This window comes from Wolbachia endosymbiont (group A) of Campoletis raptor (assembly GCF_964026755.1).
Classification (GTDB): domain Bacteria; phylum Pseudomonadota; class Alphaproteobacteria; order Rickettsiales; family Anaplasmataceae; genus Wolbachia; species Wolbachia pipientis.
Map to the genome: position 1 here is coordinate 915,911 of NZ_OZ034695.1, position 22,232 is coordinate 938,142.

Below are 22,232 nucleotides of genomic sequence, written 5' to 3' on the forward strand. Positions count from 1 at the left end.
GCTCCTTCTTGGTAAATAGATTGTTATATAATAAGTATTGTAATACACTACAAAGTAAAGGGAAATATCGACAGTTGCCGAAAGATATCTTGGGAAGCTTCATCGATTTTTCTACCAACGATTACCTTGGCCTAAGTCAGTCGGAAGTATTGTTTGATGCAGCAAAGCTCTCTGGAGCACAGTTTGGAGTAGGATCCACTGGTTCTCGTTTGCTCTCAGGTAATAAAAAAATATTTGAAGACTTTGAGAAGAGAATTGCCCAAGACAAAAGAACTGAGTCAGCTCTTATCTTCAATTCAGGTTTTCAGGCCAATGTAACGGTTCTTGCAAGCCTACTCGATCAATCAGTGCTTGGTGACAAACCTATTGTTTTTTTTGATAAGTTAAATCATGCAAGCTTATATCAAGCTGTATTTTTGAGCAACGCTGAACTTGTACGATATCAACACAACGATACAGATCACTTAAGCAATTTACTTACAAAATTCAAAAATGATTTAAGACCAAAGTTCATTGTTACTGAAACAATTTTTGGTATGGATGGAGACATCGCACCAATAGAGAAAATTTTTGCCCTGAGCAAAGAACATGAAGCTTTTCTATATTTAGATGAAGCACATGCAACAGGTATTATTGGTCACAATGGGTATGGATTATCTACCAGCATTAATCTTCAGGAAACTCCACATTTAATCTTAGGAACTTTTAGTAAAGCCCTAGGGTGCTTTGGTGCGTATGTTGCTTGTTCCAATATTATAAAGAATTACCTAATCAACAAATGTCCAGGGTTTATCTATTCAACCTCTCTTTCTCCAATGATAATTGGCGCAGCAGCTAAAAGTTGGGATTTAGTACAACATCTTACTGATCAACGTCAGGCTTTATTCTTTAAGGCTGCAAATTTGAGAAACAACCTGCAAAATCTTGGATTTAACACAGGTGATTCAGTTACACACGTTATACCAATAATTCTAGGTGATGAGGATACTGTAATGAGTACAAAAGAAAAGCTTTTGAAACAAGGGTTGGTTGTTTCTGCTATACGTCCACCTACTGTTCCTCCTGGAACATCAAGATTACGTATTGCACTCAATGTGAATCATACTGAAAGCAACCTAGACTGTTTAGTGCATGTTCTTCAGCAAATATGAACTATCACTTTGTATTTTGTCACGGTTGGGGGTTTGATTATAAGTTCTTTCAACCTCTTATAAATAAATATTTCTCTAAAATTCCTTACTATTGTTTAGATCTTGGTTATTTTGGAGAAGAAAACCTAAACTTACCAGAAGATGGTGTACTTATTGGTATTGGACATTCTCTTGGACTAATAAAACTAGCTTCCTTAAATGTAAAGTTTAATGGAATTATTGGTGTACAAGCTTTTGTCAATTTTTTAGGATTTGATTTACGATTACACAAAAAACGCAAGTTAGAGTTGAAAAGGATTATACAGCATTTTCAAATGGATCCAATAAATACCCTGATATCCTTTTATAAAAGTTGTGGTGTTAATTTGATAGACCACAACTCTTTTAATTATCTGAATAAAGCAAAATTAATGGAAGATTTAGAACTATTGACTATAGTACATCAGTTGCCGCATACACCACTATTAATATTAGGTGCAACGAATGATACGATTGTGCCACAAAAACTTATCTATGATAATTTCAAAAAAGGTACTAAAGTTAGTATGCACAATAAGGGGTACCACAGTCTAGGTCTATGTGAGCATCATTTTGTGCAGGAGCAAATTATAAGTTTTTGTGATGGAATTAGAAGAGAGATACATACAGGATAATTTTAGTAGAGCAAGCTCGTCTTATGATAATGTAGCTTTTGTTCAAAAAGAATGTGCTGCAAAACTAGTAAATCTATTAAAAAGTTGTTTTCCTGAATTTCATCCACAATCTATTTTAGATTTGGGTACAGGTACAGGCTACATTCCAGAAATTTTGTTTGGTTTTTTTCCAGAAAGCAAATTTACTTTAAACGATATATCGCCTGATATGCTAGAAAAAACAAGAGAAAAATTAGCAGGGTATAAGGAGATTGAATTCATCTTAGGTGATATGGAAATACTAGACTTCGGTTTTCAAGACCTTATCATTTCAAATCTAGCACTTCAATGGGTGAGAAATTTAAAAAAGATGATAAAGAAGTCATACAATAATTCAGATATTTTTGCTTTTTCATGTTTACTGGATGGTACGTTTAATGAATGGTCCAGTATTTTTACGAAATATTTACTACCTGTACCAACTTATTGTTACCCATCTAAGCAGGAATTGGAAAATTATCTACTTTACCTAAAACCAAAAAAATATTTTTTCAGTTCACAAGAATTTACACTGTGTTTTCCAAGTGCAAGTGAATTTATCAGGTATCTTGGAAATTTAGGGGCAAATCAAGGTAGCCAGAAAATTTTTCTACCTGATCTGAAGAGGATAGTTAAGAGCTATACAGACAAGATTAACATCACTTATGAAGTATTTTTTGGAATTTTAAGTCAATGCAGATCTTTATAACAGGAACAGATACCGACGTTGGTAAGACTACTATAAGTAGCTGGCTTTGTCTCCACACTGGATACTCGTATTTTAAGCCTATTCAGACTGGAAGTATTTTAGGTACAGATGGTCATCAAATAAGTAGTTTGACTAACACCAATGTTTGTAAAGAAAATTTTGTTTATAAAGAACCTTTATCTCCTCACTTGGCAGCATCGCTGGAGAATGGCAGTATTGATATTAATAAGATCGATTTACCTAAAGTGCATAACTTAATTATAGAAGGTGCTGGAGGAGTTTTGGTTCCAATTAATCAAACCACATTAATGGTTGATTTAATCAAAAAACTTGCCATTCCAACAATTTTAGTTGTTAGATCTACAGTTGGTACTATTAATCACACATTGCTAAGTCTAGAAGTACTGCGTGCCAGAAATATTCCTATTTTGGGAGTAATCTTAAACGGACTACCTAATCAAGATAATCTTGAAGCAATAGAATTTTATGGTAGGGTACAGGTCTTAGCATCAGTACCCAGACTGCAAAAAGTTGATAGAGAACATCTAATGCAAATACCACTCTCAAATCGATTAAAAGCTATCTTGGAACAATGAATTTAAGCGAACGTGACAGAAAAATCATATGGCATCCTTTTACGCAAGAGAAAGTAGCCAAACTTCCAATTGCAATTAAGAAAGCTCATGGGTCATATCTTTATGATGAGAGTAATAAACCATACCTCGATCTGATTTCCAGTTGGTGGGTAAATCTGCACGGTCACGCTCATCCTAAGATTGCTCAGGCTATATATGAGCAAAGCATGACTTTAGAACATGTAATTTTTGCAGGCTTTACTCATGAGCCTGCAGTAACGCTTTGCGAAAAGTTAAAAACTCTACTACCAGACAAATTATCCAGATTTTTCTTTTCAGACAATGGTTCAACTGCTGTTGAGGTATCACTAAAAATGGCCTATCAGTACTGGTGGAATCAGGGTAACCGTGAAAGAACTACTTTCCTGAGTTTTGAAGGAGGGTATCATGGAGATACATTTGGCGCGATGAGTGTAGGTGCTAAGTCCGGCTTTCATGATACATTTTCAAACCTATTATTTTCTATTTTAACAATACCTTTCCCGGAAATCCAGGATGAAGATGAAGAAATAGAAAACAAAGAAAAACATTCTCTAGAAGTGTTAGAAGGTTACTTATGTGTTGGTTCTTACAAAATTGCCGCATTAATTCTAGAGCCTTTAGTACAAGGAGCCAGTGGTATGAGGATGTGCCGTCCAGAGTTCATTAGAAAAGTTGTTAATTTAGTACGCCAGCATGGGATTTTGATAATCTGTGATGAAGTTATGACCGGTTTTGGACGTACTGGTACTTATTTTGCTTTTGAGCAAAGTCAAATTATACCAGATTTTTTATGTATCTCCAAAGGATTAACAGGAGGTTTTCTTCCACTTGCTCTCACAGTTGTTACCGAAGAAGTCTACTCAGTATTTTTAAGTGAACATTTTACTAAAGCGTTTGCTCATGGTCATTCCTATACTGCCAATCCTTTAGGTTGTGCGGCCGCAATTGCTTCTTTAGAATTATTAATTAAGCCTGATACCATGGAGTCAATTAAGAGGATTCATAGTATACATAAAAAGGAATTAGTAAATTTATCTGAAGCTTGTGAGAGTGTTAAGCATACACGCGTTACTGGTACAATAGCAGCTTTTGATGTTCACGGGGCACAAACATTAAAGATAAAATTTTTAGAGCAAGGACTTTTAATCAGACCAATTAACAATTCAGTTTATTTATTACCACCCTATTCAATAAGTACTTCAGAGCTTGAGGAAGCTTATAACAAGATCAGAAATGTTATTAGGATTTTTTCATATTGACTTTACCAGACCAATGTATTCAAAAACGAAAGATTCTCACAGTTGTTGGTTTTGAGCGCTGGAAATGGTCATATTACTTAAGTTTTTAGCAATAAATGTTGTAATTTAGTAATAATTTTTGAGACTAGAAGGAATTTAGAAAACTACTCATTATATTTATTTTTCAGGAAGTTTTTATCTAAAGTAAGACAATTTTTCTGGTGGGGTATATAACACTTGCTCAGACCATTGGTTTCTTATTATAGTTTGTTAATCTAATTTTATAAAGTTTATGTTCAGTCAGCAGTACTCAGAGTATGTTTATTCCCAAGATCTTAGTAGTCAGAGGTTGTCCGGAAACTAGTAAATTCAAGCATATTCCCTCTTTAACATAACCCTACTCATAGCTAGGTATATGAAATTCTCAGTGGATGTTGTGAGTAAATCATACTCCTTCGATAGCCTTCTATTCCTATTAACCCAAGCAAAAGTCCTTTCTACAACCCATCTTCTTGGCTGTACTTTAAACCCTTGTTCTCTTGTTGGTAGTAGCTCAGGTGGCGTATCTTTGTGCACCCAAAATCTACATGGAGGCCTTGTAACAATTTCAATATCTATGTCATATTCTTCCTTTATGTGATTCTTTAAATTTCTTCCTTGGTATCCCATGTCAGCCCACATTTTTTTAACTTTAGTATATTTTGTTCTCATATTGTTTAATGCTATTTTAATACCATCTCTATCATTTTCGTTAGCAGCGCCTACGTAACAACCTAGTATAAAACCCTGAGTGTCTGTAATTATATGCCTTTTTCTACCCTTTACTTTTTTACTTCCATCATAGCCTTTGATCCCCCCTTTTCTGTAGTCTTTACAGATTGACTATCTACTATACAGGCACTCGGCTGCTCATTCCTTCCTATTTTTCTTCTACTATATTTTGTAATTTCATAATTCATTTTCTCAAAAATTCCCTGCTTCTTCCATTGCCTGAACTGCTCATACACAGTCTTCCATAGCGGAAAATCATTTGGTAAATACCGCCATTGACACCCTGTACGCAATACATAGAAAATTGCTTCTAATATTTCTCTTTTGCTATACTTTGGCGGCCTTCCTCCTTTCTTGTATGATACTCTGAAGTGTTTTTCTATTCTTGCCCATTCCCTTTCGCTTAGATCTGTTGGATACTTTTTTCTCATCCTTACCCCGTACTAAAATTTCAGATATTATAGCCTTTTACTTGTTTCCGGACAACCTCTCATACCAATTCCCATTACAGGGCAAACAGATGGACAATGATGGAAGAAAAGCCATACTGAAGTAAGTAAAATAGCGAGGTTTAAATGGCATTAAGATCAAAATTATTGGATGAAAAAGTAGTAGAATCAGCAAAAGAAATGCTGAAGAAAGTAAGGAATAATGCATATGTTTCAAAAAAACTAAATGCTGTAATTGCAGCAAAAAAGTACAGTATAACGGCTGTAGCAAAAATATATTGCATTTCAAGAAGCGCACTAACTTCGTGGGTAAAACTCTTGAAAATTGGCAGAGAAGAAAAACTGTTTGCTCCTTCACAACGTCGTAGAAAAACTAAATTAAATCAGGCTCAACTACAGCAAATTGAAGAGTGGATAGAAGAAAATCCTAATATCACCATTAAAGAAATGAGAATAAGAATCCAGGAAAAGTTCGGATTAAATATCAGCAAATCTACAGTACACCGCCATATGCAAAAGATGAAATTCTCATATATTACACCAAGACCAGTTCATAATGGACAAGATAAAAGCAAACAAGAGGAATTCAAAAAAAAATCTCAATGGAGCTATTAGCAAGTATCCAGAAAAAGAGCTATTTTTCTTTGATGAATCACGGTTTGGCACACATTCAAAAGTCGGACATGGGTGGTTTAAAAAGGGGATTAGAACACAGGTTAAAACAAAATTAGGTAGGCAAAATTTCTATCTCTATAGTGCAGTTAATCCTAGAAATGGAGAGAGTTCTAGCTTATTTGCACCAAATGTCAACACTGATTGCATGAACATATTTCTTGAGCAAATTTCGCAATATCTAGAAACACGAGAGGCTTTTCTCGTTATGGACTGTGCTAGTTGGCATAGGTCAAAAAATTTAAAGGTACCTAAAAATATCGACATTATATACCTACCTCCATACTCACCTGAGCTAAATCCTGTTGAGAGGCTTTGGTTATATATAAAACAGAACATTTTGCGCAATAAAATATACGATACAATTGCTCTACTTGAGGGTGCTTTGTGCAAATTTATTACTTCTCTTGCCAGCTCCACAATTAAACAACTCTGCAATGTTTCCTATTTGACTGGACAACAATGAGAATTGGTATTATTATAGTCTTTTGACCTTTGACCTTTTTAAGATACAATCCGGATTGGATACTGAGTTGGTGAGTATAAAAGTATAGCTTCTACGTCATACCGCTGCGGTATCTCTTAGCCGCTAACAAGTAGCGGGATGACGATTGTCGGTGAATCTAAGTTACCTTAGCTACATTTCTAGCTGTAACTATAAATGTATGGATTTTTTATCGTGCCATGTTATAATTAACGTCTTGCTAAAAATTAAATATTGATGAATGAACTAAGAAAGTTAAGTATTACACAAATGCATGACGGGCTCAAAAAAAAGAGTTTTTCTGCCGTTGAACTCGTAGAGGCGCACATCAGTGCGGTTGAAAATGAGAAATTAAATGCATTTATAACAAAAACCCCAGAGATAGCAATGAAAGCTGCTAAAGCTGCAGATGAACATTTCTCTAGGCAAAAGGATGATTTAATCTCGCCGCTCATGGGTGTACCAGTTGGCATCAAAGATCTATTCTGTACAAAAGGAATAAAAACAACAGCATGCTCAAAAATGCTGGAAAATTTCGTTCCGACTTACGAATCTACGGTGTCTGACTTGCTTTTAAAAAGTGGAGCAGCCATGCTCGGTAAGCTTAATATGGATGAATTTGCTATGGGTTCTGCGAACACAAATAGCTATTTTGGCCCTGTTGAAAATGTGTGGATTAGAAAAAGCGATGGGGAAAAAGTTGTTCCTGGTGGATCATCTGGTGGATCTGCAGCATCGGTTGCTGGATTTTTATGCGCTGGAGCGTTAGGGAGCGACACCGGTGGATCTGTACGCCAACCAGCAGCTTATTGTGGAGTAGTTGGAATAAAGCCAACTTATGGAAGATGCTCGCGTTTTGGTATGATTGCATTTGCGAGTTCTCTGGATCAAGCAGGAGTCATTACTCGTTCTGTCTCTGATTCAGCATTAATGCTGGAAGCAATTTGTGGCTATGATACAAAAGATTCAATATCGAGCGAAAAGCCAGTGCCTAAATTTTCTAGCTTTATAAATGGTGATGTCAAGGGTAAGTGTATTGGTATACCAAAAGAATATAGGATGGATGGAATTTCAGAGGAAATAGTTCATAATTGGGAAAGAGTTGCTTCCTATTTAAAAGAAAATGGCGCTGAAGTTGTTGACATTACTCTGCCACATACTAAATATGCAATACCAGTCTATTATTTAATCTGTTCTGCTGAAACTTCATCCAATCTTGCTCGTTACGATGGTGTGCGTTATGGATTAAGGGTTGATGCTGATACCCTTGAAGAAATGTATTCACTAACAAGAGCAGAAGGTTTTGGTAAAGAGGTGAAAAGAAGAATTTTAATTGGCGCTTATGCGCTTTCTTCAGGTCATTATAATGAATATTACGAAAAAGCGCAGTGCATTAGGGCATTAATCAGAAATGATTTTATAAAAGCGTTTGAAAAAATAGATTACATACTTGTGCCATCTGCTCCAACAGAAGCTTTTGGCTTAAATGAAAAGCCAGATCCGCTAATTATGTGCATCAATGATGTGTTTACTGTGCCGGCAAGTCTGGCAGGATTGCCTGCTATTTCTGTTCCTGTTGGGCTCTCCAATGAGGGTTTACCACTTGCCTTGCAAGTGATTGGAAATTATTATGATGAAGCTGGAATATTAAATGTGGCAAGTGTGATAGAGCAAAATTGCGGCAGAATAATTAGACCTCTTGCATAATCTATTTTTTGATAGTAATTTTTGCATTAAAATTTGCTTACGCTCCTCAACGTACTCTATGGTTCCATTTTTAGATGAATAGCAAAAACAGGGTATATTAATCTGTTTACAAAATTTTCGTGTAACAGTTCACACTTAATTAAACAGACTGAATTCTGTAATTTTGGGATGTTGAAAAATTTACCTCACGTTGTCATTCCAGCGCATAACGCTGAAATCCAGATTTATAGAAACGAAAAAACTTGCTTGACACATTTTGCCAACCCCCTTATTACGATGTGTAGTACAATGATACAAATTAAGAATTCCCCCATCCTGTGCTGGTTCTTCGATCTGAAATCCTACTTCTACCTGATCACAACCAATGTTAATTTGTCCTATTAATGCTTTAATAATGCCGCGCTTAGTTTGCCAATCTAGCTGTTCCAGGTTCGATTTTACACTAGAATAAAAATTCTTTATGCTATTTATAATAAGACTTATTCCTTTTTCTACTGCCTTCTGATCAACTACCTTTTTTTTCTCTTCTTCTATCCCTTGTAAGCGTTCTTTCATTTTTCTCATTGTCTGTTTAAATTCTTCCTCGCTTATATATCCTTTCTCTCCTGCATTTTCTTGACTATAATAATCTTCCATTAATTTTTCGATACCTTCTTTTATTTGATTTTCTCTTCTTGCAAACTTTTTCTCTGATGATTCATCATTTTTATTTTCTAATACTCTACGTTGGTATTCCTTTTTTATCATCTCTGGGTTTTTTAGTACATCTTTCACCTTTTCCCATACTGACCTTACCCAGAAAAAGTGGAGAGAAAGAAAGGAGTTTTTTCGGGTAAAATAAAATTTTGGAGGATTAGAAATGGCAAGAGAATATACGGCAGAATTCAAATTGGAAGCTGTTAAGCTGGCAAATGAACAAAGAAAGGTAGGTCAACCAGTTGCAAAAGTAGCAAGAGATCTAGGAATAAGGGATAGTGTATTAGGAAAATGGATGAAGAAATATAACGAAAAAAAGTCAGCGGCAAATGCATTTCCAGATGTAGCACCTTATGACAAAGAGAGATTTGATTTACAGAAAGAGTTAGCAAAAGTAACAAGAGAAAGAGACATTTTAAAAAAAGCCCTGGCCAGTCAAAAAGAGTAAAATATTTTTTCATAAAAGAGCATAGTAAACACTATAAAGTGCAGGAATTATGTAGGGTTTTCTGCTAGTGGCTACTATAAGTGGACTACAAGGAAAATAAGCAGTAGAGAATCAGCAAATAAAGAGTTATTAGCAGATATTCAAAAAATATATCAAGCTTCTAAATGTAGATATGGAGCTCCTAAAATTCATTCTGAATTAAAGGCTTTGGGTAAAAGTTGCAACTTAAAAACAGTGCAAAGTATTATGCAGAAAAATGACATCAGGGCTATACTGAGAGGTTGTCCGGAAACAAGTAAAAGGCTATAATATCTGAAATTTTAGTACGGGGTAAAGATGAGAAAAAAGTATCCAACAGATCTAAGCGAAAGGGAATGGGCAAGAATAGAAAAACACTTCAGAGTATCATACAAGAAAGGAGGAAGGCCGCCAAAGTATAGCAAAAGAGAAATATTAGAAGCAATTTTCTATGTATTGCGTACAGGGTGTCAATGGCGGTATTTACCAAATGATTTTCCGCTATGGAAGACTGTGTATGAGCAGTTCAGGCAATGGAAGAAGCAGGGAATTTTTGAGAAAATGAATTATGAAATTACAAAATATAGTAGAAGAAAAATAGGAAGGAATGAGCAGCCGAGTGCCTGTATAGTAGATAGTCAATCTGTAAAGACTACAGAAAAGGGGGGATCAAAGGCTATGATGGAAGTAAAAAAGTAAAGGGTAGAAAAAGGCATATAATTACAGACACTCAGGGTTTTATACTAGGTTGTTACGTAGGCGCTGCTAACGAAAATGATAGAGATGGTATTAAAATAGCATTAAACAATATGAGAACAAAATATACTAAAGTTAAAAAAATGTGGGCTGACATGGGATACCAAGGAAGAAATTTAAAGAATCACACAAAGGAAGAATATGACATAGATATTGAAATTGTTACAAGGCCTCCATGTAGATTTTGGGTGCACAAAGATACGCCACCTGAGCTACTACCAACAAGAGAACAAGGGTTTAAAGTACAGCCAAGAAGATGGGTTGTAGAAAGGACTTTTGCTTGGGTTAATAGGAATAGAAGGCTATCGAAGGAGTATGATTTACTCACAACATCCACTGAGAATTTCATATACCTAGCTATGAGTAGGGTTATGTTAAAGAGGGAATATGCTTGAATTTACTTGTTTCCGGACAACCTCTTAGATGCTAAATTACTGGAAAAATACGCTGAATTTGTCAGTAAAGACGGTGAAGTAAAAGGATGTATAATTTCACAAAAGCAAGAGGAATTAAAGGAGCTGGGGGCAGTTGAGCGTAATTTAAATGATGCAATTCATGCAAACAAGTGTCGCCTGCAAAGTGCGACGGGAAAAGCTAGAGAATACATAGAAAGACAGATAGGGTTTGCTGAAAAACAATTGAAAGAAATTAGGCAAGACATAGAAGACGCAATAGCTGAATTGAAAGGAAAAAATGAGCTTTTAATCAGCTATAAAGGTATTGGATCAAAGACGGCGAGCGTTCTACTGACAGAGGTGCCTGAGCTTGGTAGATTAGAGAATAGAGAAATTGCATGCTTAGTTGGAGTTGCACCTAAAACTAGTGAAAGTGGAAGAAAAGTTGGCAAAGCTCAAATCAAAGGAGGCAGGTTTTATGCAAGGAAAGCACTATACATGTCAGCTCTTGTTGCTATGCGCCACAACAGAAAAATGAAAGCGTTTTATCAGCGTTTGGTTGATTCTGGCAAAGCTGCTAAGGTTGCATTAGTTGCTGTCATGAGAAAAATTATCGTTTGTTTAAATGCCATGATAAAAAATAACAACTTTTATCTTGACTCTTAAGACGGTAGATGACAGACCATTGATTGTATGGGTTCCATCTGTTATATATAATCTTTTTGAATACGAAGAAAACTGATGAATGAGTATGATATTACGGTTATAGGTAGCGGTCCTGGTGGTTATATAGCGGCAATTAGGGCGGCACAGCTTGGGTTTAAAACTGCAATTGTGGAAAAAGAAAAAAATTTAGGCGGTATATGCTTAAATTGGGGATGTATACCAACAAAATCACTGCTTAGAGCATCTGAGGTTTATAGGCTAATAAAAAGATCAAAAGAGTTTGGTATAGAAGTAAAGGGAGCGAATTTTGATATACAATCAATAGTGAAATACTCAAGAAACGTTGTTGATAAATTGTCAAGCGGTGTTGCATATTTGATGAAAAAAAATAATATCAAAGTTCATCAAGGTTTTGGTAAACTTGCAGGCAATGGTACTATAAAAGTTGCTGGCGATAAGGAAGAACAAGAAATTGTTTCCAAGCATATCATTTTAGCAACAGGCGTGAGGGCACGGAATCTGCCTGGAATAGAGGCAGATGGAGATTTAATATGGAATGCGCAGCATGCTATGATGCCGGGCAAATTACCAAAATCACTACTAATTATAGGGTCTGGTGCAATTGGAATAGAATTTGCAAGTTTTTATAGTACTTTGGGGGTTGATGTAACAATCATAGAGATAAAGAGCACTATTTTGCCGCTGGAGGATAAAGACATTTCAGATTTAGCACAAGAAATATTCACAAAACAGGGGATAAAAATATATACAAATAGTAGCGTAAAAGCTTTGACTAAAAATAAAGACTCTGCTCAAGTGCTACTAAGTAGTGGTGAGAGCAAAGAATTTGATAGGGTGATTGTTGCGGTTGGCATTCAGGCAAATACTGAAAATATAGGTTTAGAAAATACAAAAATTAAATTAAGCCCTTCTGGTTTTATTGAAATAAATGAATGGTATGAAACTAGTGAATCAAATGTGTATGCAATAGGTGATGTAGCTGGCCCACCATGTTTAGCACATAAAGCGAGCCATGAAGCCGTGATCTGCATTGAAAAGATTGCTGGTAAAGGTACTCATGCGTTAAAAAAAGAGTGCATACCAAATTGCACTTATTCTCATCCACAAATAGCGAGCATCGGCCTTACTGAGGAACAGGCAATAAAAGGTGGGTATGATATAAAAATAGGAAAATTTCATTCTAACTTTAATGGTAAGTCTGTTGCACTCAGTGAAACTGAAGGGTTAGTGAAAACGATTATAGATAAAAAAACCGGAGAAATTCTGGGTAGCCACATGATAGGTGCAGAAGTAACGGAGTTAATTAGCAATTTTGCTCTTGCAAAGCAACTAGAAGGAACAGACTTCGACATAAAATCTACGATTTTTCCTCATCCAACCATTTCAGAGATGATACATGAATCAGTGCTTGCTGCAGATGTTAAATAGTTGAACTAACGTTCCATCGTTTTAGAGTTGTCAATGTCTTGAGTAGTAGTTTGATTAGGCACTTTAGTTTCAATAGATTGATTACCACCAGCATCAGAATTCTGTAACTCTTCTTTCAATCCCTTAGCTGCTTCTTTAACTTCAAGCTTTGCCTTTGGATGAAGATCTTCTGGGCCTTTTCCTTTAGTATCCAAACCTTGTTGTAGATTAGTGCTTTTCATTTTATTATGCTGCTCGTGCTCAGGTAGGTCAACGACCGAATTGAAAAGAATTTTTATTATATTTTTTAGCAGTTCTAAAAAACCTCCGCTTCTGCCTTCTCTTTGTTCTTGAGGTTTATTTTTCTCATTAGGTTCTTTTTTACTATTACTTTTAGGCATTTTTAACTCAACTATCATAACGCTTAATAAAATTCTACGTGCAAATTGTTAAATAACAGTTAACAATCTAGGATTTATTATTTACAGATGGATATTATTTTAGCAACAGGTGGCACAGGTGGGCATATCTTTCCGGCCATAGCTTTAGCAAAAGCACTAAAGACACAAGGATACAATTGCATATTATTCACTGATAAAAAAACAAATAAAAATACCGACATAGAAAGCTACACCTTACCATTACGTAGACCAAGCAGCAACAAATTTAAGTTTTTCCTTTTCTTGATATACAGCTCTATGTTAGCACTGTATCAAGTAAGAAAATTAAAACCAAAATCGGTCATTGGTTTTGGTAGCTATGCTTCTTTTCCAACTCTTCTTGCAGCAAGAGTTCTTTCTATACCTATAATTTTACATGAACAAAACACAGTTTTAGGGAGAGTAAATAGATTCTTTTTCAAGAGTGCAAAATTAATTGCAACCAGCTTTCCGGAGACTAAATATGCAGAGGGCAATAAATGTATTTTTACAGGAAATTTTGTTGATATAAAAGCACAGAGCCATTCTAGCACTGAGAAAATCCTAAATATATTGGTCATAGCAGGCAGCCAAGGTGCAAATTTTTTTGATGATGTAGTAAGCAGCGTAATTTGTGATTTACCTATTAAAATGAAAAAGAAAATTAGAGTGACGCAGCAATGTACGAAGAAAAATGTAAACAAGGTCAAAAGTCTATACAAAAGTGAAAAGATCGATTGTGAATTGAGTGAATTTTTTGATGATATGGAGAATAGACTGGCCAATGCTCACTTGGTAATTAGCAGAGCAGGAGCAACTTCAATAGCAGAGATCACTCTTGCTAGGCGTTCTGCTATATATATTCCTTACCCTTACTCAAAAGATAATCACCAATTTTATAACGCAAAATATATTGAAGACTCGAGAGCAGCTATAATAGTTGAGCAGAATAGTGAAGCAAAAAAAAATCTACCAGAGGTACTATTTGATCTATTAAATAATTCTCAAAAATTGCGTGATATGACCAATAGTACAGAAAAAACAGGGATAAAGAATGGGACTACTGAGTTTGTTAAGGTGATTGTTCACAGGTTTAGTTGATGGCTGCTTGCTTTTTCTTCAAACACGTCCCAAAGATCCTTTTCTAGCGATATATTATACAATTTATTGATATAAACTACTCCCGTGGGTGAAGTTGTGTTAATTTCGAGCAGGAAGTCATCTATAATATCAATACCAACAAATATTAGCCCTCTTTTCTTTAATTCAGGACCAATTTTGTTACATATTTCATTGTTTCTATCGTTCATTTGAGCGGGCTCAAAACTTGCTCCAAGTCGCATGTTTGTTCTGATCTCTCCACTGATTTTTGGAATTCGTTTCATTACACCAATTGGTTGGCCATAAAGTAGCAATATTCTTTTATCTTTATCTATGTTTTTACAAAATGATTGTGCAATCACAGGGCATTCGTATTTTGCTATCATGAGATCCACTACTACTTGAATACTATTCTCATCTTGTATTCTTATCACATCGTTTCCTCCATAACTATACAATGGCTTCAGAATAATATCTTGATAGTTGTAGTAGAAATCTCTAATCATTGATATATTTTCAGTAATCAAAGTTGGCGGAATTAGCTCTGGAAATAATGAAGTTATCAATTTTTCAGGACAATTTCTTATTTCTGTTGGATTGTTAATTACCAATGCGCTGGTTTTTTCTAAGATATATGTTGTTGTAATATAACGCATATCAAAGGGTGGATCCTGTCTGATAAATATGATGTCCATTTCATTCAAGTTGATTGCTACATCCTCTTTAGAGATAAAACTAAAATCATCAACGCTGACTTTCTGAGCCAGAGCAATTGGATGGTTTAGCTTTAGTGCTAAATTGTTAGGAGCATAGACAAAAACTTCGTGCTTCCTCCTTTGTGCTTCCTTTATTAGCACGAATGTAGTGTCAGTTTCAAAATTTATATTTTCATCCATCTGAAAGGCAATTTTCATTTATGTTCTCTACCTATTGTCACAACTGTACAAATGTTATAATTTGAAAGCGATTTTTGCCTAATGGCGTAACTTACTGTACCTGTATCGTACATAACTTACAACTTGTTTTACTCCCTTTACTTTTCTTGCAATTGCTATTACAGCTTTTAATTCCGCTTTATTTTGGGCTATACCCATCAAATAAACAACTCTATCAACCGTATTAACGCTATAATTAATTGACTTAATATTTCTTTTTCCCAGGAGTCTTGTTCTTATTTCCGCTGTTATCATGCCATCTACAGTGGTGTCTAGCATGGAAGCCATTTGAATTGGTATTACTCTTATTTCATTTATCACTTCTTTAATTTCTTTTTGCTGCCAAGCTATTTTTTCTGCTGTAAGTTGTTTTTCAGGAGTGTCAACACTTCCAATGAGCAATACTCTTCCTTCACTTACTTTAACCTTTATGGATGAAAATAGCCCATGTTTTAAGAGCCCCTTATTAATTCTGATGACCATAGTCGTATCATCAATGATATTTCCCAAGGATTTGTCCTGCATTGTTATTGCTGTTGCTGTCGCTGTAGCCACCACACCACCTATTATAAGGGTTGTGCAACCACTTTGTGTAATCAAAAAAATTGCGAGTAAGAAGCTTGTTATTAATCTCATTATTGATTTTCATGGTTTAGAGCTTTCATTAAGAAATGTTAATAAGCTTTTTTGATTGTGTAAATACCATAAATTAAGTAAGACTTTAAACCTTGAATATTTTTAATGGAATACCTATAATAGGGTACTGAAAATTTCTTGCGGATATGGCGGAATTGGTAGACGTGCCAGGTTTAGGTCCTGGTGAGCTTGCTCGTGGGGGTTCAAGTCCCTCTATCCGCACTTTAAAGTCATGTAACTTAGGTTTTAAGGGAAAATTTATAATCACTAAATACACTTTTGTTTGTGTAAAAACCTGTTCTTAAGGATTGTGTTTAACTTAAATTCTGGTAAAATGACTCTATTAAGATATGAATTAAAATGTTAATAAATGAATTATGATGTCTAATAATATACCTCAAAATACAGTCGAAGTAAGTAGCGTATATACCTACAAAGAGCTTAGTATAGATAAACTAAAGTATGAGTATGAAATCACAGTTGGTAGTGATTATATAAAACAAAAGGTAAATTCCAGGTTGCAAGAGATAGCAGAAAATGCAAAATCACCTGGGTTTAGGGCTGGAAAGATGCCCTATGACCTTGTTGTTGCAAATTATAAAAACGAGGCTTTGGAATATGTGATAAATAATACAATTGATTATTGCTCAAGTGATTTGATGAAAAAAATTGAAGTCAAGTCTCACATTTATCCTAAGGTTGATGTTATATCATTACCAGATCTGGGCAAAGAAAATGAGGAGGGCAATTTTGTATACAAGCTATCTTTTGAGTCGATGCCTGAAGTACCAGTGATAGATCTTGACAAAATAAACTTAAAGAAAATTGAAGCAAAGATTGAAGAGGAAGATATAAAAGAATTTATTGATTCTATTAAAACAAAGTTCCCCAATTTCGCCTCTGTTGATGATGCTTCTTATCAAGCGAAAGATGGGGATAAATTGATAATTGATTTTGAAGGGCGGATTAGGAATAAGCTCTTTCAAGGTGGAAGTAGCAAAAATTTTGCCGTTAATTTAGGGTCTGGCACATTTATTAATGGTTTTGAAGATCAATTAACTGGTATGAAAAAGGGAGAAACAAAGAACTTTAAGTTGAAATTTCCTGAAAATTACCGAGCCATTTCCCTTGCAGGACAGGAAGCTGATTTTTCTGTGCGAGTTAATGAGATTCAAATTGCCAAAGATTTTGAAAATGATGATGAAATAGCTAAGAGTATTGGGTTTAAAGATTATTCTTTGCTAATAAATCATGCAAAAAAAATGATTGGTGATCAGTGCACCGAAATGAGAAATCTCTTAATTAAAAAGGAGCTGTTTGATTATTTGGATGCTAATTATAGTTTTGATTTACCCACAGACATAGTAAAACAGGAGCAACAAAGAATGGAAGGGGAATTGGGTGCTCAAAATGATTCTCGTAAAGAAGCTGAAAAACGTGTAAAGCTTGCTATGTTATTTATGAAATTTAGTGCAGAACATAAAATATCATTAACTCAAAATGATGTTTTGAGTGTTATTGTAAATCAATATGTCAGTAAAGATGTGCAATTTGACAGAGTACTTAAGCATTTTGAATCAAATAAACAATTTCAAGAATTAGTTAGAGGGCAAGCGCTTGAGTATAAAGTGACAGATTATATAATAGAAAAAGTTAGTAAAGAGGAGCAGATTGTTTCTGTGAAAGAATTAAAGGAATTATTTGATAATATTTAATAGGAAAAGGTATGACTCTTATACCAATTGTAGTTGAACAAACTAGTCGCGGTGAGCGCGCTTATGACATATATTCAAGACTAGTGAAAGAAAGAATAATTTTTGTAACAGGTCCTATTGAAGACAATATGGCCAGTGTAATAGTAGCACAGCTTTTATTTTTAGAATCGGAAAATCCCGATAAAGACATTTGTATGTACATCAACTCACCAGGTGGTGTTGTAACTGCTGGTTTGTCGATCTACGATACAATGCAGTATATAAACCCAGACGTTTCAACTTTATGTATAGGTCAAGCTGCGTCTATGGGTTCTTTATTGCTTGCAGCTGGTACAAAAGGTAAGCGCTACTCTCTACCTCATTCAAGAATTATGATACATCAGCCATCTGGTGGTTATCATGGTCAAGCAACTGATATAGAAATACATGCTAATGAAATTTTGCGGGTTAAGAAAAAACTAAATCAAATTTATGAAAAACATACTGGAAATTCACTGAAGAAAATTGAAGGAATGATGGAAAGAGATAAATTCATGGATCCTGAAGAAGCAAGGAAAATTGGCTTAATTGACAGGGTGATAGCTGAGCGTACAGATATTGAAATTGAAAATATTAAAGTTAAACAAAAGGTGGGTTAATGGATAACAATAATGATTTACACTACTGTTCTTTTTGCAACAAGGCGCAAGATGAAGTAGATAAATTGATTACTAACTCTTCGGATGGTTTAAAGGTGTTTATTTGTAATGAGTGCATAGAATTATCTCATAAAGCAATAAGTCAAAAGAAAGATAGATCTTTTAATTCAGATCGTATATCTGATATGAAGCTATTACTAAAGAAACCTGAGGATATAAAAAACTTTCTCAGCAAGCATGTTGTAGGTCAAGAACACGCGCAACACGTTTTATCTGTAGCTATGTATAACCATTGTCAATCCATGGTACAATTTCATGCTATAAGTGATATTGAAATCGAGAAGTCAAATATAATGCTTATTGGTCCCACTGGTTCTGGTAAGACTTTGCTAGCCAAAACACTTGCTAAAGTTTCAGATGTGCCATTTGCTATGGCTGATGCGACAACTTTAACTGAGGCAGGTTATGTGGGTGATGATGTAGAAAGCGTGTTGTCGCGTTTATTACAAGCTGCAAATTATGACGTTGTAAAAGCACAGCGTGGTATAGTGTTTATAGATGAAATAGACAAGATTACAAGAAAATCTGAAAGCACTTCAATAACCCGTGACGTTTCAGGTGAAGGGGTCCAGCAAGCTCTGCTTAAGATTATGGAGGGTACAGTTGCTTATGTTCCGCCACAAGGAGGGCGAAAACACCCACAACAAGAGTTTATACAAGTGGATACTAGTAACATACTGTTTATTTGTGGAGGAGCTTTTGAAGGCCTCGATAAAATTATTGAAGCGAGAAAAAAGGGAACGTCAGTTGGCTTTGGAGCAGATATAAGTCAGTCTAAAGAGCAAAAGAAAAAGAATGCTTTACATGATGTTCAACCTGAAGATTTAATCAAATTCGGTTTAATACCCGAATTTGTAGGGCGGGTTCCAATAACTGCTGTTTTAGATGAGCTGGATCATGAAGATTTAATACATGTGTTGACAGAGCCAAGGAATGCACTAATAAAACAGTACAAAGCATTGCTTGCGTTTAGCAAAGTAAACCTTGAGTTTTCAGATGAAGCAATATCAGCTATTGCTAAAAAGGCTATAAGCTACAAAACAGGTGCAAGAATGTTACGTGCTATCTTGGAGTCACTTTTGCTTGACATTATGTATACATCTGGAAACGGAGGCTTTGAAGGTAGCACTATAGTAATCACTAAGAAAATGGTAGAATTAGGAAAAGCAACGGTTAATCATAATAACAATGGCAATGTTATAACGGGTAATGATTAATTTGAGGCATATATTATGAACATTGAACGTGCTGTAAGCTCTAGTTTTACTGCATTGCCAGTATTACCTTTAAGAGATGTAGTAATTTTTCCAAATATAATGGTGCCTTTATTCATAGGCAGAGAAAAATCTGTTAATGCACTAGAGTATGCAATAAGTAGTAGTAATCACCAAAATGAGATTTTTCTTGTAGCACAGAAAGATGGCTCTGTTGATAATCCAGAGCCTGAAGATCTTTATGAAGTAGGTGTGTTAGCAAGCATTGTACAACCGTTAATAAAATTACCTGACAATGCAGTAAAAGTTATAATCCGGGGGATAAGAAGGGGAAGAGTTGTAGAATATATTAGCTCTCATACTTTATTACAAGCCAGGGTAGAGTTAGACAATCATTATAAAGAAGATAAAGACAATATTGATTTAGAAGCTTTAAGGCGGTCTGTTGTAGACGCGTTCGATAGCTGGTGTAAGCTAAACAAGAAAAATCAGCCCGAGGTTGCCATTAACTCCATTGATCAAATCAAAGAAGTTGATCAACTTGTAGACACGGTAGCTTCACATTTAAATATAAAAGTATCAGATAAACAAAGCATACTTGAGGCTTATGACCCAGAAGAGCGTTTAAAAAAAGCTTTTGCTTTTATTGAGAGAGAAATGAGTATTTTGAACGCACAAAACCGTTTATATAAGACAATTAAATCGCAAGTTGAAAGCACTCAGAAAGTTTACTACCTTAACGAACAATTGAAAGCTATACAGAAAGAATTAGGCGAATTTGAGAATGGTGATGAAGGGAATATACTCAATGAATTTGAAAAAAAGATAAATGAAACAAAGCTTTCTCAGGAAGCAAGAGAGAAAGCTATAACTGATTTGAAGAGATACAAGAAAATGAATCCCATTTCTCCTGAAGCTACAGTTATATCTAGTTACTTGCATTGGTTGCTTGAGTTGCCATGGGGAAAGTACAAAGATGCAAAAATTAACTTAAATGCAGCTAAGAAAATCTTAGATGAAAATCATTATGGCATAGAGAAAGTAAAAGATAGAATAATAGAATTTTTAGCGGTATTAAAAAGAGTAAAAGAGATAAAAGGTCCTATACTTTGCTTAGTTGGACCGCCAGGTGTTGGTAAAACTTCTTTAGCTAAGTCTATGGCAAGAGCAGTAGGAAGAGATTTTGTTCGCATAGCTCTTGGTGGTGTGCGTGATGAGTCTGAGATACGAGGGCATAGGAAAACTTATATTGGCTCAATGCCTGGTAAAATCATTCAACACATGAAAAAAGCTAATTCATGCAACCCGCTTTTTCTGCTTGATGAAATAGATAAGATGGGTTCTGATTCGCGTGGCGATCCTGCATCTGCATTACTTGAGGTTTTAGATACTGAGCACAATAAACACTTTACGGATCATTACTTGGAAGTTGAGTTTGATCTTTCAAGTGTAATGTTTGTAGCTACGGCAAACAGCTTAAATTTACCACATCCTTTGCGTGATAGGATGGAAATTATACAATTGTCCGGGTATACTGAAGATGAAAAAATCAGTATTGCTACACACCACCTTATTCCGAAGTTAAAGAAGGAGCATGGTTTGTATCAGAAGGAATGGGACATAACTAATGAGGCGTTATACGAGTTGATACGTTTATATACACGTGAAAGTGGTGTGCGGAGTATGGAAAGGGAGCTTGCAAAGCTCATGAGAAAGGCAGTTAAAGAAATGTTGACTGATAAAAATAAGAAAATATCCGTAGGGGTTGACAATTTACAAGATTATTTAGGGGTACGTAAATATACCTTTGGCATTGCGGAAAATGAGAGTTTAGTAGGAATAGTAACTGGGCTCGCCTATACTGAAACAGGTGGTGATATTTTGATGATAGAATCAGTCCTAATTCCGGGCAAGGGAGAAATAAAATACACAGGAAAGCTTGGAGAGGTTATGCAAGAATCTATAAAAGCTGCGTATAGTTATATTCGATCAAATTGTTTGTTTTTTGGTATAAAGCCCGAAAAATTCCAAAATAATGATATACATTTACATGTACCTGAGGGTGCAGTACCAAAAGATGGCCCTTCTGCTGGCGGCGCGGTATGTACGTCTATTGTTTCTCTTATGACAAATATACCAGTTAACAAAAATGTTGCTATGACAGGCGAAGTGACATTGCGTGGTAGAGTTTTAGCTATCGGGGGCTTGAGAGAAAAATTGCTTGCAGCGCTCAGAGGATCAATCAAAACTGTGATTATACCAAGTGAAAATGAGAAAGATATGCAAGAAATTCCGGCAAGCATCAAAGAAGGGATCAACGTAGTTTTTGCTAAGAATATTGATGAAGTTATGAAAGTTGCTTTAATGCACCCTACTACTCCAATTAATGGTGATGATAATCAAAATAGTGTGCCTTCCTCTATAGAAAATAAAGATGATACTTTTCCTATGTCGGAAACATTGAAGCATTAGATTAAAAAAATATTATCAATCTCCATTTCTCTTTTATCCGGCAAAAACCCACCAACTTGTGTGTCCCATAAGGATATGACTTGCTTTGTTGTTATGTCATTCATATTTTTTACTTATTCTATCTCCCAGTTTTATTCAAGTAGATGATATATTATAATAGTCCTTT

The 22,232-nt window shown here is 35.1% G+C and carries 22 protein-coding genes and 1 tRNA gene; 18 read left to right on the forward strand and 5 right to left on the reverse strand.

Going from position 1 to position 22,232, the window contains the following annotated elements; all coding sequences use genetic code 11:
• The first annotated feature begins 8 nt into the window (after positions 1 to 8).
• From AAGD74_RS04635 to bioA, 5 genes are read left to right on the forward strand one after another with little or no spacing between them, the layout of a single operon-like run.
• Positions 9 to 1,151: an 8-amino-7-oxononanoate synthase gene (locus AAGD74_RS04635; protein ID WP_341810563.1), complete on the forward strand. Its 1,143-nt coding sequence runs from the start codon at positions 9 to 11 to the stop codon at positions 1,149 to 1,151.
• Positions 1,148 to 1,804 carry a hypothetical protein gene (locus AAGD74_RS04640; RefSeq protein WP_338482355.1) on the forward strand — a complete coding sequence of 219 codons (657 nt, stop codon included), beginning with the start codon at positions 1,148 to 1,150 and terminating at the stop codon, positions 1,802 to 1,804. Before AAGD74_RS04635 ends, AAGD74_RS04640 begins: the two co-directional genes overlap by 4 nt.
• Entirely contained in the window at positions 1,773 to 2,531 is a 759-nt protein-coding gene (locus AAGD74_RS04645; RefSeq protein WP_338482354.1) for a methyltransferase domain-containing protein, read from the forward strand. Before AAGD74_RS04640 ends, AAGD74_RS04645 begins: the two co-directional genes overlap by 32 nt.
• A complete protein-coding gene (gene bioD / locus AAGD74_RS04650) occupies positions 2,516 to 3,127 on the forward strand; it encodes a dethiobiotin synthase (protein ID WP_338482353.1) in 612 nt (203 codons plus the stop codon). Before AAGD74_RS04645 ends, bioD begins: the two co-directional genes overlap by 16 nt.
• The gene (gene bioA, locus AAGD74_RS04655; protein WP_341810564.1) at positions 3,124 to 4,407 is read left to right on the forward strand and encodes an adenosylmethionine--8-amino-7-oxononanoate transaminase; all 1,284 of its coding nucleotides are present in this window, start codon (positions 3,124 to 3,126) and stop codon (positions 4,405 to 4,407) included. Before bioD ends, bioA begins: the two co-directional genes overlap by 4 nt.
• A 348-nt stretch (positions 4,408 to 4,755) precedes the next feature.
• Here the strand turns inward: bioA and AAGD74_RS04660 are convergent.
• Positions 4,756 to 5,588 (reverse strand): IS5-like element ISWpi1 family transposase gene (locus AAGD74_RS04660; protein ID WP_236514306.1). Its coding sequence is split into 2 segments (ribosomal slippage): positions 4,756 to 5,219 and positions 5,219 to 5,588, totalling 834 coding nucleotides; the frame shifts between segments, so codons are not numbered across the junction.
• 144 nt (positions 5,589 to 5,732) lie between these two features.
• Between AAGD74_RS04660 and AAGD74_RS04665 the strand changes: the two genes are divergently transcribed.
• Together AAGD74_RS04665 and gatA are read left to right on the forward strand one after the other, a co-directional pair.
• Positions 5,733 to 6,744, forward strand: a protein-coding gene (locus tag AAGD74_RS04665; RefSeq protein WP_265029767.1) for an IS630 family transposase whose coding sequence is annotated in 2 segments (ribosomal slippage) — positions 5,733 to 6,194 and positions 6,196 to 6,744 — 1,011 coding nt in all. Because the reading frame shifts where the segments join, the coding sequence is not laid out codon by codon here.
• A 255-nt stretch (positions 6,745 to 6,999) separates the two neighbouring features.
• Entirely contained in the window at positions 7,000 to 8,469 is a 1,470-nt protein-coding gene (gene gatA / locus AAGD74_RS04670; protein WP_044471200.1) for an Asp-tRNA(Asn)/Glu-tRNA(Gln) amidotransferase subunit GatA, read from the forward strand.
• Between the two features lie 180 nt (positions 8,470 to 8,649).
• Here the strand turns inward: gatA and AAGD74_RS04675 are convergent, their stop codons facing one another.
• A complete protein-coding gene (locus tag AAGD74_RS04675; RefSeq protein ID WP_231115873.1) occupies positions 8,650 to 9,243 on the reverse strand; it encodes a hypothetical protein in 594 nt (197 codons plus the stop codon).
• Positions 9,244 to 9,328: 85 nt separating this feature from the next.
• On the opposite strand from AAGD74_RS04675, the gene AAGD74_RS04680 reads away from it, so the two are divergent.
• From AAGD74_RS04680 to lpdA, 5 genes are all read left to right on the forward strand, one after another.
• Positions 9,329 to 9,613 carry a transposase gene (locus AAGD74_RS04680; RefSeq protein ID WP_038198869.1) on the forward strand — a complete coding sequence of 95 codons (285 nt, stop codon included), beginning with the start codon at positions 9,329 to 9,331 and terminating at the stop codon, positions 9,611 to 9,613.
• 147 nt (positions 9,614 to 9,760) lie between these two features.
• A complete protein-coding gene (locus tag AAGD74_RS04685) occupies positions 9,761 to 9,922 on the forward strand; it encodes a transposase (RefSeq protein ID WP_341810774.1) in 162 nt (53 codons plus the stop codon).
• A 27-nt stretch (positions 9,923 to 9,949) separates the two neighbouring features.
• A protein-coding gene (locus AAGD74_RS04690) for an IS5-like element ISWpi1 family transposase (RefSeq protein WP_338482219.1) occupies positions 9,950 to 10,782 on the forward strand; the annotation gives its coding sequence in 2 pieces (ribosomal slippage) (positions 9,950 to 10,319 and positions 10,319 to 10,782; 834 coding nt in all).
• 6 nt (positions 10,783 to 10,788) lie between these two features.
• On the forward strand, positions 10,789 to 11,448 hold the full coding sequence (locus tag AAGD74_RS04695; RefSeq protein ID WP_338482212.1) for a transposase: 660 nt from the start codon (positions 10,789 to 10,791) through the stop codon (positions 11,446 to 11,448).
• Positions 11,449 to 11,523: 75 nt separating this feature from the next.
• Complete coding sequence (gene lpdA, locus AAGD74_RS04700) at positions 11,524 to 12,897, forward strand: dihydrolipoyl dehydrogenase (RefSeq protein WP_077188576.1); 1,374 nt, start codon at positions 11,524 to 11,526, stop codon at positions 12,895 to 12,897.
• A 5-nt stretch (positions 12,898 to 12,902) separates the two neighbouring features.
• Here the strand turns inward: lpdA and AAGD74_RS04705 are convergent, their stop codons facing one another.
• Positions 12,903 to 13,295, reverse strand: a complete 393-nt coding sequence (locus AAGD74_RS04705; RefSeq protein WP_006279962.1) for a hypothetical protein — start codon at positions 13,293 to 13,295, stop codon at positions 12,903 to 12,905.
• Between the two features lie 69 nt (positions 13,296 to 13,364).
• Between AAGD74_RS04705 and murG the strand changes: the two genes are divergently transcribed.
• Complete coding sequence (murG, locus tag AAGD74_RS04710) at positions 13,365 to 14,396, forward strand: undecaprenyldiphospho-muramoylpentapeptide beta-N-acetylglucosaminyltransferase (RefSeq protein ID WP_338482211.1); 1,032 nt, start codon at positions 13,365 to 13,367, stop codon at positions 14,394 to 14,396.
• Here murG and gshB read toward each other — a convergent pair.
• Positions 14,381 to 15,310, reverse strand: a complete 930-nt coding sequence (gene gshB, locus AAGD74_RS04715; RefSeq protein WP_015589118.1) for a glutathione synthase — start codon at positions 15,308 to 15,310, stop codon at positions 14,381 to 14,383. The genes murG and gshB overlap by 16 nt on opposite strands.
• 60 nt (positions 15,311 to 15,370) lie before the next feature.
• Positions 15,371 to 15,967 (reverse strand): BON domain-containing protein, encoded by a 597-nt coding sequence (locus AAGD74_RS04720; protein WP_006279461.1) that lies wholly within the window; start codon positions 15,965 to 15,967, stop codon positions 15,371 to 15,373.
• A gap of 140 nt (positions 15,968 to 16,107) precedes the next feature.
• On the opposite strand from AAGD74_RS04720, the gene AAGD74_RS04725 reads away from it, so the two are divergent.
• From AAGD74_RS04725 to lon, 5 genes are all read left to right on the forward strand, one after another.
• A tRNA-Leu gene (locus AAGD74_RS04725) sits at positions 16,108 to 16,189 on the forward strand.
• Positions 16,190 to 16,347: 158 nt separating this feature from the next.
• Positions 16,348 to 17,682 carry a trigger factor gene (gene tig / locus AAGD74_RS04730; RefSeq protein WP_338482812.1) on the forward strand — a complete coding sequence of 445 codons (1,335 nt, stop codon included), beginning with the start codon at positions 16,348 to 16,350 and terminating at the stop codon, positions 17,680 to 17,682.
• A gap of 11 nt (positions 17,683 to 17,693) precedes the next feature.
• Positions 17,694 to 18,320 carry an ATP-dependent Clp endopeptidase proteolytic subunit ClpP gene (gene clpP, locus AAGD74_RS04735; protein WP_006280254.1) on the forward strand — a complete coding sequence of 209 codons (627 nt, stop codon included), beginning with the start codon at positions 17,694 to 17,696 and terminating at the stop codon, positions 18,318 to 18,320.
• Entirely contained in the window at positions 18,320 to 19,597 is a 1,278-nt protein-coding gene (gene clpX / locus AAGD74_RS04740) for an ATP-dependent Clp protease ATP-binding subunit ClpX (protein ID WP_338482209.1), read from the forward strand. The genes clpP and clpX overlap by 1 nt, the downstream gene beginning before the upstream one ends.
• A 15-nt stretch (positions 19,598 to 19,612) precedes the next feature.
• Complete coding sequence (lon, locus tag AAGD74_RS04745) at positions 19,613 to 22,066, forward strand: endopeptidase La (RefSeq protein WP_341810565.1); 2,454 nt, start codon at positions 19,613 to 19,615, stop codon at positions 22,064 to 22,066.
• Positions 22,067 to 22,232: the final 166 nt, after the last annotated feature.

Coding starts and splice junctions, on each gene's coding strand:
- AAGD74_RS04640 (WP_338482355.1), top strand. CDS start 1,148: ATGAACTATCACTTTGTATTTTGTCACGGTTGGGGGTTTGATTATAAG.
- AAGD74_RS04645 (WP_338482354.1), top strand. CDS start 1,773: ATGGAATTAGAAGAGAGATACATACAGGATAATTTTAGTAGAGCAAGC.
- bioD (WP_338482353.1), top strand. CDS start 2,516: ATGCAGATCTTTATAACAGGAACAGATACCGACGTTGGTAAGACTACT.
- bioA (WP_341810564.1), top strand. CDS start 3,124: ATGAATTTAAGCGAACGTGACAGAAAAATCATATGGCATCCTTTTACG.
- gatA (WP_044471200.1), top strand. CDS start 7,000: ATGAATGAACTAAGAAAGTTAAGTATTACACAAATGCATGACGGGCTC.
- AAGD74_RS04680 (WP_038198869.1), top strand. CDS start 9,329: ATGGCAAGAGAATATACGGCAGAATTCAAATTGGAAGCTGTTAAGCTG.
- lpdA (WP_077188576.1), top strand. CDS start 11,524: ATGAATGAGTATGATATTACGGTTATAGGTAGCGGTCCTGGTGGTTAT.
- AAGD74_RS04705 (WP_006279962.1), bottom strand. CDS start 13,295: ATGATAGTTGAGTTAAAAATGCCTAAAAGTAATAGTAAAAAAGAACCT.
- murG (WP_338482211.1), top strand. CDS start 13,365: ATGGATATTATTTTAGCAACAGGTGGCACAGGTGGGCATATCTTTCCG.
- gshB (WP_015589118.1), bottom strand. CDS start 15,310: ATGAAAATTGCCTTTCAGATGGATGAAAATATAAATTTTGAAACTGAC.
- AAGD74_RS04720 (WP_006279461.1), bottom strand. CDS start 15,967: ATGAGATTAATAACAAGCTTCTTACTCGCAATTTTTTTGATTACACAA.
- tig (WP_338482812.1), top strand. CDS start 16,348: ATGTCTAATAATATACCTCAAAATACAGTCGAAGTAAGTAGCGTATAT.
- clpP (WP_006280254.1), top strand. CDS start 17,694: ATGACTCTTATACCAATTGTAGTTGAACAAACTAGTCGCGGTGAGCGC.
- clpX (WP_338482209.1), top strand. CDS start 18,320: ATGGATAACAATAATGATTTACACTACTGTTCTTTTTGCAACAAGGCG.
- lon (WP_341810565.1), top strand. CDS start 19,613: ATGAACATTGAACGTGCTGTAAGCTCTAGTTTTACTGCATTGCCAGTA.